Annotated in this window: 12 protein-coding genes; 4 read left to right on the forward strand and 8 right to left on the reverse strand. The window is 41.9% G+C overall.

Features of this window, described 5'->3' with window-relative positions:
• The first annotated feature begins 59 nt into the window (after positions 1-59).
• Positions 60-947 carry a LysR substrate-binding domain-containing protein gene (locus IRQ78_RS06175; protein WP_054551603.1) on the forward strand — a complete coding sequence of 296 codons (888 nt, stop codon included), beginning with the start codon at positions 60-62 and terminating at the stop codon, positions 945-947.
• Positions 948-1,261: 314 nt separating this feature from the next.
• Positions 1,262-2,026 carry a YdcF family protein gene (locus IRQ78_RS06180; protein ID WP_194441619.1) on the forward strand — a complete coding sequence of 255 codons (765 nt, stop codon included), beginning with the start codon at positions 1,262-1,264 and terminating at the stop codon, positions 2,024-2,026.
• A gap of 5 nt (positions 2,027-2,031) precedes the next feature.
• Here the strand turns inward: IRQ78_RS06180 and IRQ78_RS06185 are convergent, their stop codons facing one another.
• On the reverse strand, positions 2,032-2,784 hold the full coding sequence (locus IRQ78_RS06185; RefSeq protein ID WP_138619339.1) for a Nif3-like dinuclear metal center hexameric protein: 753 nt from the start codon (positions 2,782-2,784) through the stop codon (positions 2,032-2,034).
• Between the two features lie 150 nt (positions 2,785-2,934).
• On the opposite strand from IRQ78_RS06185, the gene IRQ78_RS06190 reads away from it, so the two are divergent.
• Positions 2,935-3,312: a hypothetical protein gene (locus tag IRQ78_RS06190; RefSeq protein ID WP_054561783.1), complete on the forward strand. Its 378-nt coding sequence runs from the start codon at positions 2,935-2,937 to the stop codon at positions 3,310-3,312.
• Between the two features lie 30 nt (positions 3,313-3,342).
• Here IRQ78_RS06190 and IRQ78_RS06195 read toward each other — a convergent pair whose 3' ends face one another.
• The gene (locus tag IRQ78_RS06195; RefSeq protein ID WP_166339447.1) at positions 3,343-3,819 is read right to left on the reverse strand and encodes an HPP family protein; all 477 of its coding nucleotides are present in this window, start codon (positions 3,817-3,819) and stop codon (positions 3,343-3,345) included.
• A 100-nt stretch (positions 3,820-3,919) separates the two neighbouring features.
• Between IRQ78_RS06195 and IRQ78_RS06200 the strand changes: the two genes are divergently transcribed.
• Positions 3,920-4,462: a TetR/AcrR family transcriptional regulator gene (locus IRQ78_RS06200; RefSeq protein WP_194441620.1), complete on the forward strand. Its 543-nt coding sequence runs from the start codon at positions 3,920-3,922 to the stop codon at positions 4,460-4,462.
• A 54-nt stretch (positions 4,463-4,516) separates the two neighbouring features.
• Here the strand turns inward: IRQ78_RS06200 and IRQ78_RS06205 are convergent, their stop codons facing one another.
• The 6 genes from IRQ78_RS06205 to IRQ78_RS06230 all read right to left on the reverse strand — a co-directional run bounded on the left by IRQ78_RS06205 (position 4,517) and on the right by IRQ78_RS06230 (position 15,519).
• The gene (locus IRQ78_RS06205; RefSeq protein ID WP_054551609.1) at positions 4,517-7,702 is read right to left on the reverse strand and encodes an amidohydrolase family protein; all 3,186 of its coding nucleotides are present in this window, start codon (positions 7,700-7,702) and stop codon (positions 4,517-4,519) included.
• Between the two features lie 106 nt (positions 7,703-7,808).
• Positions 7,809-8,633, reverse strand: coding sequence for a M90 family metallopeptidase (locus IRQ78_RS06210; RefSeq protein WP_194441621.1), 825 nt, complete (start codon positions 8,631-8,633; stop codon positions 7,809-7,811).
• Positions 8,634-8,723: 90 nt separating this feature from the next.
• On the reverse strand, positions 8,724-11,630 hold the full coding sequence (locus tag IRQ78_RS06215; RefSeq protein ID WP_194441622.1) for a ligand-binding sensor domain-containing diguanylate cyclase: 2,907 nt from the start codon (positions 11,628-11,630) through the stop codon (positions 8,724-8,726).
• A 130-nt stretch (positions 11,631-11,760) separates the two neighbouring features.
• Positions 11,761-12,417 (reverse strand): CatA-like O-acetyltransferase, encoded by a 657-nt coding sequence (locus tag IRQ78_RS06220; protein ID WP_054551612.1) that lies wholly within the window; start codon positions 12,415-12,417, stop codon positions 11,761-11,763.
• Between the two features lie 133 nt (positions 12,418-12,550).
• The gene (locus IRQ78_RS06225) at positions 12,551-13,591 is read right to left on the reverse strand and encodes a Leu/Phe/Val dehydrogenase (RefSeq protein WP_054551613.1); all 1,041 of its coding nucleotides are present in this window, start codon (positions 13,589-13,591) and stop codon (positions 12,551-12,553) included.
• A 401-nt stretch (positions 13,592-13,992) separates the two neighbouring features.
• Entirely contained in the window at positions 13,993-15,519 is a 1,527-nt protein-coding gene (locus tag IRQ78_RS06230) for a fumarate hydratase (protein WP_054551614.1), read from the reverse strand.
• Positions 15,520-15,675: the final 156 nt, after the last annotated feature.

Here is a 15,675-nt window from a genome sequence, read left to right on the forward strand (position 1 = left end):
AAGGCGTAGTATGTTCGTAATCTGAGTTAGACTCACATTTTCCATGAGATTTTTTAAAGATGATTGATATAAAGCACCTAAAAACCATAGCGACCCTTAAAGAAACAGGCTCTTTGGTCAATACCGCCCGTGAGTTGTTTTTAACTCAATCGGCTTTATCGCATCAAATTAAAGATCTCGAGAATAAGTTAGATTGCCAGCTGTTCGAACGTAAAACACAGCCTGTGCGTTTTACTCCGCAAGGTATGCTACTTCTGGAGCTTGCTAATGAAGTATTACCTCGTGTTGAGGCAACAAAATGTCGGTTAAAAGAAAGCCTTAACCAGCCAATCTCAAATTTACGTTTAAGCGTTGAGTGTCATGCCTGCTTTCATTGGTTGCTCCCAACCATCAAAGAATTTAATAATTTTTGGCCTGATATTAAAATTGATTACGAGCGCGGCTTTAGTTACGACGCCATTCCAGATTTAATTAATGATGAATTAGATCTAGTGCTGACTTCTGATATTCGTGAACCCGATCAACTTGAGTATGCTCACCTGTTTGATTTTAAATTAAAACTAATCGTTGCACCGGATCATGAGCTAGCAAAAAAAGCCTATGTCACCGCCCTTGATTTAAAAAACGAAACAATTATTTCGTACCCTATTCCCCGTGAGCGCCAAGACATCTTTAAACATTTTATTCAAAATGCACGCTTTGATGGCACGCTTAAAACGGTTGACCAAGGCTTATTGATATTTCAATTAGTGAGTGCAGGTATGGGGGTTGCAGCATTACCAGACTGGCTAGTCACTCCTTATGAAAGCCAAGGACTCATTAAGTCTATTCCGTTAGGTGCACTAGGCCTTACTCGCCCTATGTATTTAGCGATGAAAAAGAATATGAAAGATAACCCAGTTTATCGCCACTTTTTAAATACGTGTAAGCAAAATAACGGTCGCTAAAACAAGGCAAAATAACTAACATAGCTGCATAAATTACTAATAATGTTAATACCCAAACCACCTCAAGGTGCGAGTTTCAGTTGGAATTAAAAGCGATTTAGGCAAGGCATTGATTGCAAACAATAGTGGTTCTATGGTTAAAATCAATAACGCAGTATAATTCGCTTTTAAACCAACCCTTTGGGCGCTTCACAGGTGCTTACTCTCATCGTTGTTACTTCTTAAAAGGGGCTGCCATTTTTGCAAAGTAACGCCTTGATATTAAGGCACCTGTGAAACGCTGAATTCTGTACCTTGAGGAGGCTTGGGTATACATGTTTGAAATTAAAAAGATCATTGGCTCTTTATTAATGCCCCTGCCGTTGCTCGGGCTGCTTACTTTAGTGATGGTATTTTTAGCCATTGCACATAAACGCAAAGCACTCTATTTTGGCTTTGTTAGCATTTTAACTTTAATGCTGATAAGCACGCCATTTGTTGGTCAGTCACTGATAGCTGCAAGCAATAACCCTGCATGGCAATTTAACCAAGCAAAACACCCTAAACTCGATAATATTGTGGTACTTGGCTGCTCTATAATGCCCAACTCGCGCCTTCAAGCAAACCACCAGCTAGGCGATTGTGCGCTTGCTCGATTACTTGAAGGTGTTAAGCTTGCCTATCACTACCCAAATGCCACCCTCTATGTATCAGGAGGCGGTTTTGCTAATACCACCAATAGTCAGCTCATGTTTGAAACAGCAAAAGCGTTGGGTATTTCTGCGACGAGAGTTAAACAAAACCCTCTCGCTATGGATACCGCAGAAGAAGCGAAACGACTTGCCATTTATTTAGTCGATAAAAAAACAGCGCTTGTCACCTCAGCGAGCCACATGCCACGTGCGAAAGACTTATTTAATGCACAAGGCATTGATGTGATACCAGCGGCAACCGACTTTCAAGATTTTAGTCAGTATCCAACGTATAAGCAGTTTATACCTAACATTGCAGTACTTGTTGCAGTGACCAGAGTCGCGCATGAGAAAATTGGCAGTGCTTGGGTGAGTGTGCGCCGCTGGATTGATCCAGAAGCGCTGTAGAACAATCAGACTGGATTGTCGATATCGATAAACGTCACATCAAAACCATGCTGCTCAGCTAAAAGCTCGCCTAAGGCTTTAATGCCATAACGCTCAGTAGCATGGTGACCAGCTGCAAAAAAGTCGATACCTTGCTCGCGTGAACTATGAATCGTTTGCTCAGAAGCCTCACCTGTAAGATAAGCATCAATCCCTTGGGCAGCTGCTAAATCAATATACCCTTGTCCGCCACCTGTGCACCAAGCGATGGTTTCAATTTTCTCTTTTCTTACCAAACTAGCTAATGGTGCACGGTTAAGTACTTGGGTTATTTTAGCGGTAAACTCTTCACCACTTAAAGGTGTTTTTAAACGCCCTTTCACCGGCACACTATTTGGACCAGATTCAAGCCCACCTGTGAACTCAATATCAAGTAACTTAGCCAGTTGCGCGTTATTACCAATTTCAGGGTGTATATCTAGCGGTAAGTGATAGCCATATAAGTTAATATCATTATTTAAAAGCGCTGCAATACGGCGCTTTTTCATGCCCGTGATTGGCTGAGATTCCCCTTTCCAGAAATAGCCGTGATGTACCAAAATAGTATCTGCATTTTCTGCAATAGCGGCATCAATCAATGCTTGACTAGCTGTGACACCCGTCACTATCTTTTTTACTTCGCTCGCACCTTCAACTTGTAAGCCATTTGGGCAAAAGTCAGCGATAGAATCAGGTTTAAGAATGTCGTTTAATAATTGAGTAAATTGTTTGCGTTGCATATAAAAATCGTCCTTCAACCCTCTATTTTGTGCAAATTTTGGCGTTTATGAGTGAAAAATGGAAGGAAAATCGCAAAAAATTGAAAAGTAAGCTGAAAATAGGTATAAATATATATTCTTAATCTGTGTTTACAACGTATAGGGTCTCTGATGAGCAAACTAGACAAAACAGAAGTGTTAAATGCCTTCGAAGCAGCATACGAAGCAGCGAATGGTAAGAAACCTGAAATCACAACAAAACCTGGTTGGTATAGCATCGACGGTGGCAAAAATATGCGCCTTGCTGATGTTGCAGCACTGACTGAAGAGCTCACTTCTGGTAAAACAGCTGAGCCTAAAGCAGAAGAAGCACCTAAAGCACCAGCGAAAAAAACCAAAACTAAAACCGCTGCACCGGCTAAAACAGCTAAGAAAGCATCGTTCACTGTTGTTACAGCAAACGATGACGGTTACAAAGCTGAAGAGCTTTGGATTGTTAACCTAGCTGAAAAAGACCACGATTGTCGTTTACCGCGTGGTGTTGTGTAATCAAATTACACTTAGCAATTTTAAAAACCGCTACTCGTTAGCGGTTTTTTTATGGCTGATCATTTGGCTAGTTATAATCCATTGACTAAATTGGCCAAACAACACAATAAATACGGTTCCAATCAATACAGGCATCACTAAAAAATCCCAGCTTTGCATAGATTGCATTATCAAAATTGGGTTTGCGCCTGCAGCAGGATGTACTGTGTCCGTCAACATCATTAGGCTAATTGCCAACCCTGTGGCTATAGCAATTTCAACAGGCCCTACTCCGACATAATTTACAAATACGACACCGATTAGTGCAGTTAAAAAGTGCCCACCGATAACATTCTTCGCTTTCGCAAGCGGACTATGTGGCACACCAAATACCAACACCGCAGTTGCTCCAAATGGGGCCATCAACCACACACCAAAACTTCCTAATTGCTGTAAATAGGCCAACACAAAAATTGCCATACAAGCAAATATACCCGCAATGGCCGCCTTGCTTACTTTATTCTCCATAAAACCTCCAATAGGTAGACCGACTTGTCTACCTGGCAAATAGTAGACAAGTCGGTCTACTTCTGTCAAGCTGTCATTAGTCACCCAATGAGGCCATGTTATGGATAAACGAACACATATTATTTTGACCGCCCTGTCACTTTTTTATCAAAAAGGCATTCATAGTGTGGGGATAAACGAAATTATTAGTGCGGCGGGTGTCGCCAAAAAAACCATGTACCACCATTTCACAAGTAAAGATGAATTGTTACTCGCGTGCCTTAGTGAGCGCCATACCCGATTTTTAAATTGGTTAACGCAAGCCACCAGCAAGCTAACCACTGTTGAAGAGTTTAAAGTCGCTTTGATCAGCTGCCATGAAGCTTGGTTTAACTCTGAAGTGACTGAGTTAGGTGATTTTAATGGCTGTTTATTTATTAACACTGCCGCTGAGTTTGCTGATCCTGCAAGCCCGATAAATCAAGCCTGCAAAGAGCATAAAATGGCAGTACAGCAGTTAATTAAACAGCGTCTATCAGCGTGTGAAAACATGGAAAGCTCGCAGCTCGACTCACACAGCCACTATTTAATGACGCTGGTAGAGGGCATGATCTGCCAAGCAAAACTAGTAGGAATTAAACAGTTTCCTTATTTAAAGCAATAAATAAACAATAAAAAAGCGGCACAATGGCCGCTTTCAGTTTAGATTTTTGCTATGTTAGATTTTTTCAAAATATAGCTTTTCGCGTTTTTTCTCACCCACTTCGTTCATGGTTGCAGCATCAAATAAACGACCATTGATCATAGTGTAATCGATTTTATCTGTATCACGAATGTTAGTTAGCGGGTTACCGTCAATAACAATTAAATCGGCAAGTTTACCCGGCTCAAGAGAACCGATGTTGGTATCAAGGCCAATGTATTTTGCAGGATCTAAGGTTGCTGCACGAATTGCTTCAAGTGGTGTCATACCACCTTGCGCAAACATCCAAATTTCCCAATGTGCCGCTAAACCTTCACGTTGACCGTGAGCACCAAGGTTTACTAAAACACCTAAGTCTTGCAGCTCTTTAGCAACACGGGCATTGTTAAAGTGGTTATAGTGATGATCGGGCGCCTTAACACGACGCATTGAGCGAGGCAAAAGCTGATTCTTTGGTACAAATTTACTTAAGCGTGGGTGATTCCACACATCTGTCTTGTCGTACCAATAATTTTCACCCCAAATACCACCGTAAGCTACACCCAGTGTCGGCGTATAACCCACATCGCTTTGAGACCAAAGCTGGCGAATATCATCGTAAATATTGGCAACAGGAATTGAGTGTTCAATACCCGTATGACCATCAACTACCATAGTTAAGTTATGCTGCAGTAATGAACCGCCTTCTGGCACAACCATCATTTCAAGTTCACGACCTGCTTCAATAACTTGTTGGCGCTGTTCACGACGAGGTTGGTTATATGATTTAACACTAAACGCACCTACTTTCTTTAAACGCTCAAGATGGAATTTAGCATCTTCTAACGAGTCAATATGCGATGTATAACCTGGCATATTCGCACCATATAAGATGGTACCTGTAGAGAAAATACGAGGGCCGACAATCATGCCTGCTTTTTGCATTTCGCTTGCAGCAAAAATCTCAGTGGTATCGTTTGATGGATCATGAATCGTTGTCACGCCTAACGCTAAGCCCGCTAAGTTCTTCCAGTTTTGCTGTGGAATGATCTCATCGCTGCCTTGCGAGCCATGCGCATGCGCATCAACAATACCCGGCATAATCGTCTTGCCAGTTACATCTATTACTTCTGCGCCTTTAGGAATAGCAACGCTGTCTTTACTGCCAACCGCTTTAATATGCTTACCATCAGTAACAATAACGCCGTTTTCAATGACCTGCTCACCGTTCATGGTGATAATACGCGCACCAGTTAACGCAAAGATTGATTTAGGCTCCGCCATGGTTTTTGTAAAACCGATGTTGTCACCGCTTTTAACTTTAAAGTCAGTCTCTGCATTTTGGTTAATATCAAATAAACCCGCTAGGCTTGCATGATATAACTCTGGGCCTAAGCTCCAATAAAGTTTATCGCTTGTGCCACTCCAACTGATGTTTTCACCCGCGCGAACAGAAAGCTGCTCAATTGGGAATTGACTATCTTTAGGGCCAATATTAATGGTTTTGCCACGCTCAACAAATGGCGTAACAAATACTTTAAAACGCTCTGCAAACGCTAAGTATTGGCCATCTGGTGATACTCTAAACTCTGTAGCATGTTCTGATTCGTAAAGTTTACGAACTTGCTTTGATTCAAGCTCAACAACACTTAATGTTGGTTTCGGCCAAGGGCTCATCACATAAATACGGTCATTCGCTGCACCAAATTGCGGCTGATAGCCTGATTTAGTGATTAGCGTCGCTTTACCGCCTTTAGCACTTACTGAGTAAATACCTGGCTCTAATGACCATGTTGGGTTAAGGATACTGCCGCCAGATGCTTTACGGTAAACAACCGTTTTGCCATCTGGGCTGAAAGTTGGCTCTACATATTTACCCGGCTCTTTAGTAATGGTATCGCCACGGCCACTGCGCGCAGATACTACACGTACTGAGCCCTGTTCGTTATCATCCCATGTGGTGTAAACAATCTTCTTACCATCACGAGAGAACTGCGGGAATAATTCAAAGTGGTCGTCTTGCTTAGTCAGGCGCTTTACTTTGCCAGACTCTAAATCACGTTTATAAATATGGCCTAGCGCTTCAAATATAGCCGTTTCACCATCCGGTGAAATTTGTACATTACGCAGCATTTTCACATCAAAATTATCGCTATCGATGTTTTGTGTAAAACGCACGGCTTTTTGAATTTGCTTATTGGTCTCCACTTTAAACGGAATAGTCGAGACAGACTTATCATCCACATCTAGCTTATGAATTGACCCACCCGCCCAAAAGACCAGTTGTTCGTTATCTGGTGTCCAAGCAATTGTTGGGTATACGCCATGAATTGCCCATGTCTCTTGCATATCACGCTCAAGCTCGCCATACAGCTTAGTATGCTCACCGGTGTGAAGATCATATAAGTACAAGCTTGTTTGGAAATCATCGCGCTTAATATACGCAAGCTTTTTACCATCTGGTGAAGGTGTTGGTCGAATAGCCCCACCCATGCCATCAATAATTGTTTCAATCTCGCCAGTTTCACGGTCATAGCGTTTAATTTTATAAATACCCGCTACAGAATCTTTAGAGTAATGGAATGTTTTACCCGGCGTTGCATCATGCGAGAAATAAACATAACGACCATCCGGTGAGAACATCGGCTCGCCTAAGTCTTTTTGGTCGTTCTCACGTGCGGTTAGCTGCACACCTTTACCACCCGCTTTGTGGTAAAGCCATACTTCACCAGCCCCTAGAGAGCGGCTTGCAGTAAAGTGCTTACGCGCAACTAAGTAGTCACCATCTGGGCTCCAAGCTGGGCTGTTTAACAAACGAAATGTTTCGTTCGTTACGGCTTTTTGGTTTTCACCATTTAAATCCATAACCCAAATGTTATCGCCACCACCTTGGTCTGAAGTAAACGCAATGTGCTTACCATCAGGGCTAAAGCGTGGTTGCATTTGCCATGCAATATCACTGGTTAATTGCGTTGCTGTGCCACCTGACATTGGCATGGTATAAATATCGCCGAGTAGGTCAAACACCACTGTTTTACCATCAGGGCTAATATCTACGTTCATCCACGTGCCCTGCTCAACACTAATTTTAGCGTCTAGGAATTGGCCTTTAGGTGCGTCCACCTGCCATTTGTCGTCATTTGATTGCTCAGCTGCCGCCACTTGCCCAGTTAGAGCAAGTGAAATAGATACAGCGAGCGCTGTATGAAGCATTTTCTTCATTGAAATCTCACTTTTTATTGTTTTGCTTATATGCACACTTTTAAGATTGCACCAAATAGCATAGCAAGATTCCAGTGATTCGTGTTAAACAGACGTAAATAGTCGACTAATGCCACGCAATCGGATCAAACTGATAAAAGCCAACCAGTAAATGATAAATTTCTGGGTCAAATTGCCTGAGTTCAGCGGGTTTTTCTAAGAAAGTTTCGGTAATAACTGCAAAAAACTCTGCCTCGTTGGTCGCGCCATAACTATGGATAACATGAGGCATGCCATAAGCTAAATGGGTTTTCAGTTGATTAAAGGCGCGGCTAAATACTTTTGCCCACTTTTGATAATCTTCATTACTCGCAAGCAGTGGTGTACCCGTGGTTTTGCCGGTTTCTTGGTCGAGCTGATGGGCAAATTCATGAAACACTAAATTATGGCCATCGCTTGGTAAACGGTTCCCCTCAAGGACATCATGCCAACTCAATACCAGTGTTCCGCCTGGCCATGATTCACCTTGACGCACCGTATTGTGATAACTAACAAGTCCGGCATTATCGCGGGAAGTTTGCGGGGCATAATACGCGCTTGGATATAACAGGATCTCTTTTACATTACGATACAGTGGCCATGGTTTATTAAGCACTAAAACACAGGCATCGGCTGCCACAATCAGCTTCATTGCATCATTAAGCTTAAGGCCATCACAACCGATAAAGCGTTTTTCATTTAAAAACCAAACGATATGACGCTCCAGCTTTTCACGATCGGCATCCGTCATCTTTCGGTAGATGGGCATATATTTTAACAGCAGATCTTTTTGCTGAACATTGAGGGAGTTATTTAGGTATTTTTTCTGCCAAAAGTGATTACGGATATCGTCCCAGCGCCAGTAACACACAACAAAAATTATTAAAAAAAGTATCAAAACCAGGTTAAGCATTACTATCGCCTAAAAAACAATCTTGATACTTTAATGTGTGCAAACAAAAAAAGATCAATTGTTTACACACATTTTTATTTTTAAAGCTGATTAATCGAGCGTAATACAGCCTTGATTATAAATAAAAATTTGGTTCCGGCCGTTATTCTTCGCATTGTATAAAGCGTTGTCGGCGTGTGATAGCAAGCGGTCGTAGTCTGCAACTTGCGCGTTATCTGCCACACCAAAACTTACCGTTACAGAAAGGCTATCTGCTAATTCTGAGAAATCGTAACCCGCTATCTCTAAACGGATAATTTCACATAATCTTGCGGCCTCTTCAGCGTTTTTGTATGGAAACAACAGGGTAAATTCTTCACCGCCCCAACGCGCCGCATAACCTTCATCAGGGAAGTTCATGCGCAGTAAACGAGCAATTTCACAAATCACTTTATCACCAATTAAGTGCGAGAAATTGTCATTAATGAGTTTGAAGTGATCAATATCCATAATCGCAATACTAAGCGTTTTATTATCACGTTGGAACTGACTAAAGTTTTCAGACAGCCATATATCAAAGGCACGTCTATTCGGTAATTGCGTTAATTGGTCATGATTCGCTAAATGAGCAAAGGCATCGGCTTGAGTTTGCAAATCATGCATTTGCTGTTCAACTTTTTCAGTTAACTCAATTTCAATGCGCTTGTAATGATATAAGCGGTATTTATAAATGGCATAAGCAGCAAAAAGCACTGCAACTAAGATAAATAATTTAAAGCTGGTTTTCTGCCAAAAATAAGGGGCTATTTTAAACCGCAGTACTTGTTCATTATCTTGCCAATCACTATTTGGATACCCAGCGCGCACTTTAAAGGTATAGTTACCCGGTGGTAAATTAGTGTATTCGGTAATGGCCAAGCGCCCCCTGTCTACCCATTGTTGATTGTAACCACTTAATTGCGTTTGGTAGTTTAAACGCCCGGGCATGATAAAACTAAGCCCAGCGTAATTAAACGAAACACGAGAAACACCAGCAGGTAAGCTCAACACCTCACTTCCAACGGGTAAAGTAATGGGTTTGCCATCGACTTCGAAGCTTTCAATAACCGTCGATAGTCGGCGTTTACTGGCTTCTTTTAAACGCTCTGGTGTCGCAATAGCAACGCCTTTTGCTGTGGCAACCCATACTTGTCCATCTGAATGAAGTACAGCAGCAGGGTTTGAACCACCATTAGCTTGCGCGCTAAGCATGCCATCGCCTTCATCATAAAGCTGCATCGAAACACTCATTGGCTGAACTTTTTCAGGATTATCTAGCAGTGCTACTAGCTGAGCTTTATTGACTTGAATAACACCGCGATTACTGGTCAGCCACAGTGAGTCACCTTGTTCAATGACTTGGAACAGCTTATCGACAGGTAAACCTTGATCTCGACCAAATAAGCTCATTTTATCTGTACTGAGATTGTAACGAACGAGACCTCTATCGGTTGCAAGCCACATTTTATCGCCATCTAAGTAAAAGCCGAATGCATACTCAGTGCTGAACTGCGTTGGAAACTCAAGTGTTTTAAACTGCTCTGTAACTGGGTCAAAAATAGACACACCGACGCCCGTGCCAACCCATAATCTACCATGGTCATCCTCATTAAGTGCCATTATGAAATCACCGGCTAGGCCATCCTCCGTGGTAAACGAATGAATTTGCCCTGCAGGGTCTATCTTGGTTAAGCCTGCAGCGGTACCAACCCATAGATTATCAAAAGCATCAAACAACACAGCGCGAACTTCGTTACTGATCAGGCCATTACTGCGGTTTTTTACTGGGTAAATTTGCCCATTAACCACTTTCATTAAACCGGCAGTATAAGTGCCTAGCCAGACTCCGCCCTGCTTATCTTCAGTTAAACTTAAAACGGATAGTGGGTCTTTTTCATAGGCTTGGGTAAGGGTTGTGAGCTTGCCATTTTCAATACGATTTAAGCCATTACTACTGCCCACCCATAAGCTGCCATCAGAATGCGATAACACGGTACGCACATAATCAGATGCAAGCCCACGACTTTGGCTCCAATTCGTAAATGGTGCTTCGCGCAGGCGGAATAACCCGGCATTCGTGCCAACCCAAATACTTTTTTCCCGATCGAGCAATAAGGATAAAATACGGTTGTTGGGTAAGCCATCATCTGCCGCTAAGTTTTCAAGGCCTAAACTGCTAAGTCTAAATACCCCTTTATTGATGGTGCCAAACCACAAATCGCCTTGTGCATCTTCGAGTAAACTAGCAATTGATTCGTTGTTAAGGACGGGATTAATAGCAACAAACTTATTATTTTTCTTTTGCCATGCCCCTTTTTCAGTGCCGACAATTAAAGTGCCTGACTCCGTTAGTAACAAGGTAAACACAGAAGCATTTGGAAGCCCTGAGTCTTCATTGATCTTACTAACTTGCTTATTCTCTATTTGATAAAGACCATCACTGGTCGCAGCCCAAATCACGCCTGTTTTGTCTTGTAAAAGGCGGTAGGCACTTAACTTATCAAGCAGTTTTTGCTCAGTGGCAGTTTCAGAAGCGCGGTATACAATACCTTGCCCTTCAAGTGCCAACCAAAGCTCACCTTGTTCAGTAACAAGTGCATGATTAACCATGGCTGATGAGCTTGGTAATGCGCGCCACCCTCCTTGTGAGCGAAGCGCAATGCCACCACGGGCACCCACGATATATAAATCGCCATTTTCCATTGCAATAAGGCTACGTAGGCCAGAATCAGGTAAGCCAGGTATTTCTGTTCGAGTAAAGAGTTTAAACTCGCGACCATTAAAACGGGCAAGCCCTTCCCAAGTTGCTATCCAAATGTAACCATCTTTGGTTTGCGCTACACCATTGATACTATTGTGAGGAAGGCCGGCGCGAGTACTCCAAGTCTCTGTAAAATAGTCACTTAAAGAGAGGCGTGCAGATTCTGCAACCGCGCTGAAACATAAAAAAAGGAAAATACAACTAACTACCCGCACCATTAAACTAAAACCCTGATATTTATTATCGTTCTATTCAGTGATGTAGTTATGCGAAGTAAAGTCATCCCTAACTTCAGATAATACTACATTAGTTGCAATTTTTACTTACTTCGATAACATTTAGCAAGAATCAATTACAAAAATTCGTAATTTTTTCTTGCAGTATTTTCACAAATCTTGCTACATGCAGGCCATCCATCAAAGCATGATGCACATCGATTGAAAGCGGCATCTTGCCAGTTTGTACGTCATATTGGCCAAACACAAACTTGGGTATACCTAGACCATGCCCTTCACTCACCGCATGCGAGAAGCCGGTAAAATTAAGCCATGGTAGCACTGAGATATGAATAAGATCAGGCTGCCCTTCTGTTGCAGCAAATGCATCAGAGAAAAATGGTTTTGCTTTACTTGTTTTACCCACAGCAATCGCGTGTTTTGAAAAATCTTCCATCGACGCTTGTTTTTCAAAATAACTAAAACGAAAAGTTTCATCTTCTGCAAGCTCTACCACACTGCCTCTTACAGATGACAGTTGTACGGGCAACAAATCAATAATACGTTGACGCATTGGTGCATAGTCATGACATGCTTCAAGTGTTAGGTAAACATAGCTGTGAAAGAACGAATACGGTTCTGCTTTGCACTTGTTATATAGAGCCGCCATATCGAGTGAAACACATACATTAAAATATGGCAGAGAAAATTCTTTGAAAAAAGCGAAATGCTGCTTACGAGGCCAAGTATCAAGATTGATTGGGGTTATTTCACAAGGCTGAGTTTTCATTAGGCGTCCTCGAGATTTAAAAACCGAGTGTACCGAGATAGTTAGCCTTCGTCATTTTGTTGCGATAAATAACAGAGACAAAAAAGGTGCGACTTGCGCACCTTTTTACCTGTAAATTTATCGATTTACTAAATTATAAGCCGTTTTCGATGATTTCTAATGCGAGTTCATCGGCAATTAAATGCGTCGACTTTTGCTCTTTTTCAGAGCGAGCAAAGATTTCTGTTAGCGTATCAAAAATGCCTTCAACGTGCTTCGTTGATGCTTCTGCACTATAACCTGCTGGTGCAGTTTCGTAATAAACGTTGATGATACCACCTGCGTTAATTACGTAATCTGGTGCGTATAAAATACCTTTTTCGCGGATGATCTCACCGTGACGAGACTCTGCTAATTGGTTATTCGCACAACCTGCAATAATTGTTGCTTTTAAACGCGGGATAGTCGTGTCATTCACCGTTGCGCCAAGTGCACATGGTGCATACACATCAACATCTAAGTCGTAGATTTCATCAATACCCACAGCCGTTGCATTGAAGTCATTTACAACACGCTCAACAGCTTGTTCGTTGATATCTGTTACAAATAATGTTGCGCCCGCTTCATGTAGGTGTTTACAAAGGCCATATGCTACTGCACCTAAGCCTTGCACGGCTACTTTGATACCAGCAAGATCTTGATGACCTCGTTGATGTTGTAACGCCGCTTTAATACCTAAGAATGTACCATATGCTGTGAACGGTGAAGGGTTACCACTTTTACCTTCAAGGCCTAATACATAGTTAGTTTCTTTATTCATGATAGCCACATCATCACAAGTGATGTTTACATCTTCAGCTGAATAGTAGCTACCACTTAAACGCTCTAACTGACGACCAAATGCACGGAAAAGTTGCTCTGATTTAATTTCTTTAGCATTACCGATGATCACTGACTTACCGCCACCAAATGGTAAACGTGCCACAGCATTTTTGTAGGTCATACCTTTTGATAAGCGAAGTGCATCAGTAACAGCATCTTCATCAGTTGTGTAGTCCCACATTCTGCAACCACCAACCGCTGGACCTAACTTGGTATTGTGAACCGCGATAATAGCTTTTAGGCCTGATTCTTTATCTGAACAAAACACCACTTGCTCGTGGTTATCAAAGTCGACTTTATTAAATACAGCCACAGTTAAATACTCCGAAATTTTCTTACCCTAAAGGGTGTGAGCGCTGAAAGTGCCGAGACTTTATCACTTCGTATGCTCCCTTACCACTAAATGAGATGATAAAACTAAGCAAAGTTCTCAGGCCGAAATAACAACTCAAAAACTAACACTTTATGGAAAAAATATACCAGTCAACGTACGAATTAAGCATTGTTAATTCAAAACAAAATATTAACATCGCCAACTTTATTACGTGAACGTAAAGGTAAAGTATAGCGTAAAGAAAAAATGACAAAAAAATTATGCTGATAAAGCCAAGTAAAATCAGCTTTTAAAGAGATGTTAGAGAAATAGCTGAGACTGGTCAGAGCTGAAAAAAAACGGCGCAGGTGCGCCGTTTTATGAAAAGAGTTTCAAGATGGTTATTTTAATTTGCCATCAAGTTCTTCGATTTTTGCTTTCCAAATAGCAGGGCCTTGCGTATGCGCATTGGCACCTTCACTATCAACAGCAACGGTTACTGGCATATCTTCTACTTCAAACTCGTAGATTGCTTCCATACCTAAATCTTCGAACGCAACAACACGTGCTTTCTTGATTGCTTTAGATACAAGGTAAGCTGCACCACCTACTGCCATTAAGTAGATAGATTTATTGTTTTTGATTGATTCTACTGTAGCAGGACCACGCTCTGCTTTACCAATCATACCGATGATGCCCGTTTTTTCTAACATCATATCAGTGAATTTATCCATACGAGTCGCAGTTGTAGGGCCAGCAGGACCTACCGCTTCATCACCCACAGCATCTACAGGGCCAACGTAGTAGATAAACTTGTTATCAAAATCAACGCCTTCAGGTAAACCTTCACCTGATTGGATCATATCTTGTAAACGTTTATGCGCTGCATCACGACCCGTTAAAATAGTACCAGACAGAAGAACCGTTTCACCCATCTTCCACTCTTGTGTGTCTTCTTTAGTCAGTGTGTTTAAATCAACACGACGTGTACCTTCACCTACTTCAAATGTAACTTCTGGCCAATCTTCTAGTTTAGGCGCTTTAAGATCAGCTGGGCCTGAACCATCTAACGTGAAGTGTACGTGACGCGTTGCTGCACAGTTCGGGATCATTACCACTGGTTTTGATGCTGCGTGAGTCGGTGCCGTTTTAACTTTCACATCAACTACGGTTGTTAAACCACCAAGACCTTGAGCACCAATACCTAACTTATTAGCACGTTCGAAGATATCGATACGCATTTTTTCTTCAGTTGTTTCAGCGCCGCGCTCAATTAGCTCGTGAATATCAACCGGATCCATTAATGATTCTTTAGCAAGTACCGCAGCTTTTTCTGCAGTACCGCCAATACCTATACCTAGCATGCCAGGTGGACACCAGCCCGCCCCCATGGTTGGTAATGTTTTCTCAACCCATGCAGCCACATCATCAGATGGGTTAAGCATAACCATTTTCGTTTTATTTTCTGAACCGCCGCCCTTCGCTGCCACCATTACTTCTACTTCAGCGCCTGGCACTAAGTCAATATGAACAACTGATGGTGTGTTGTCTTTAGTGTTTTTACGCGTACCAGCTGGGTCTGCAACAATTGATGCACGTAATGGGTTATCTGGGTTTAAGTATGCGCGACGTGTACCTTCATCAACCATTTGCTGTACAGTCATGTCTGTTTTATCCCACTTAACATCCATACCTACTTTTACGAAACAAGTAATGATACCTGTATCTTGGCACAGTGGACGTTTACCTTCAGCAGACATACGAGAGTTAATTAAAATTTGCGCAATGGCATCTTTTGCCGCTTTGCTTTGCTCTTTGTTGTAAGCTTTTTCTAAGGCTTGTACGAAATCGAGAGGGTGATAAAAAGAAATGTATTGCAATGCATCTTCAATGCTATCAATGAAGTCTTGCTGACGAATTGTACTCATTACGGGTTCCTTAAGTTTTTATCGCGTAGCGCTGTACGTGATCCTGAGTAAACCGGTGACGAAGATTTACTCTACGGGTTAGTCATGGCATCACTATAAAGGAAATCATAACGCTGCCAATCAAATTTAACTTATGATACCCTCCTCGCCCGTTTC

Origin of the sequence: Pseudoalteromonas simplex (assembly GCF_015278155.1) — a bacterium.
Classification (GTDB): domain Bacteria; phylum Pseudomonadota; class Gammaproteobacteria; order Enterobacterales; family Alteromonadaceae; genus Pseudoalteromonas; species Pseudoalteromonas simplex.

Coding starts and splice junctions, on each gene's coding strand:
- IRQ78_RS06175 (WP_054551603.1), top strand. CDS start 60: ATGATTGATATAAAGCACCTAAAAACCATAGCGACCCTTAAAGAAACA.
- IRQ78_RS06180 (WP_194441619.1), top strand. CDS start 1,262: ATGTTTGAAATTAAAAAGATCATTGGCTCTTTATTAATGCCCCTGCCG.
- IRQ78_RS06185 (WP_138619339.1), bottom strand. CDS start 2,784: ATGCAACGCAAACAATTTACTCAATTATTAAACGACATTCTTAAACCT.
- IRQ78_RS06190 (WP_054561783.1), top strand. CDS start 2,935: ATGAGCAAACTAGACAAAACAGAAGTGTTAAATGCCTTCGAAGCAGCA.
- IRQ78_RS06195 (WP_166339447.1), bottom strand. CDS start 3,819: ATGGAGAATAAAGTAAGCAAGGCGGCCATTGCGGGTATATTTGCTTGT.
- IRQ78_RS06200 (WP_194441620.1), top strand. CDS start 3,920: ATGGATAAACGAACACATATTATTTTGACCGCCCTGTCACTTTTTTAT.
- IRQ78_RS06205 (WP_054551609.1), bottom strand. CDS start 7,702: ATGAAGAAAATGCTTCATACAGCGCTCGCTGTATCTATTTCACTTGCT.
- IRQ78_RS06210 (WP_194441621.1), bottom strand. CDS start 8,633: ATGCTTAACCTGGTTTTGATACTTTTTTTAATAATTTTTGTTGTGTGT.
- IRQ78_RS06215 (WP_194441622.1), bottom strand. CDS start 11,630: ATGGTGCGGGTAGTTAGTTGTATTTTCCTTTTTTTATGTTTCAGCGCG.
- IRQ78_RS06220 (WP_054551612.1), bottom strand. CDS start 12,417: ATGAAAACTCAGCCTTGTGAAATAACCCCAATCAATCTTGATACTTGG.
- IRQ78_RS06230 (WP_054551614.1), bottom strand. CDS start 15,519: ATGAGTACAATTCGTCAGCAAGACTTCATTGATAGCATTGAAGATGCA.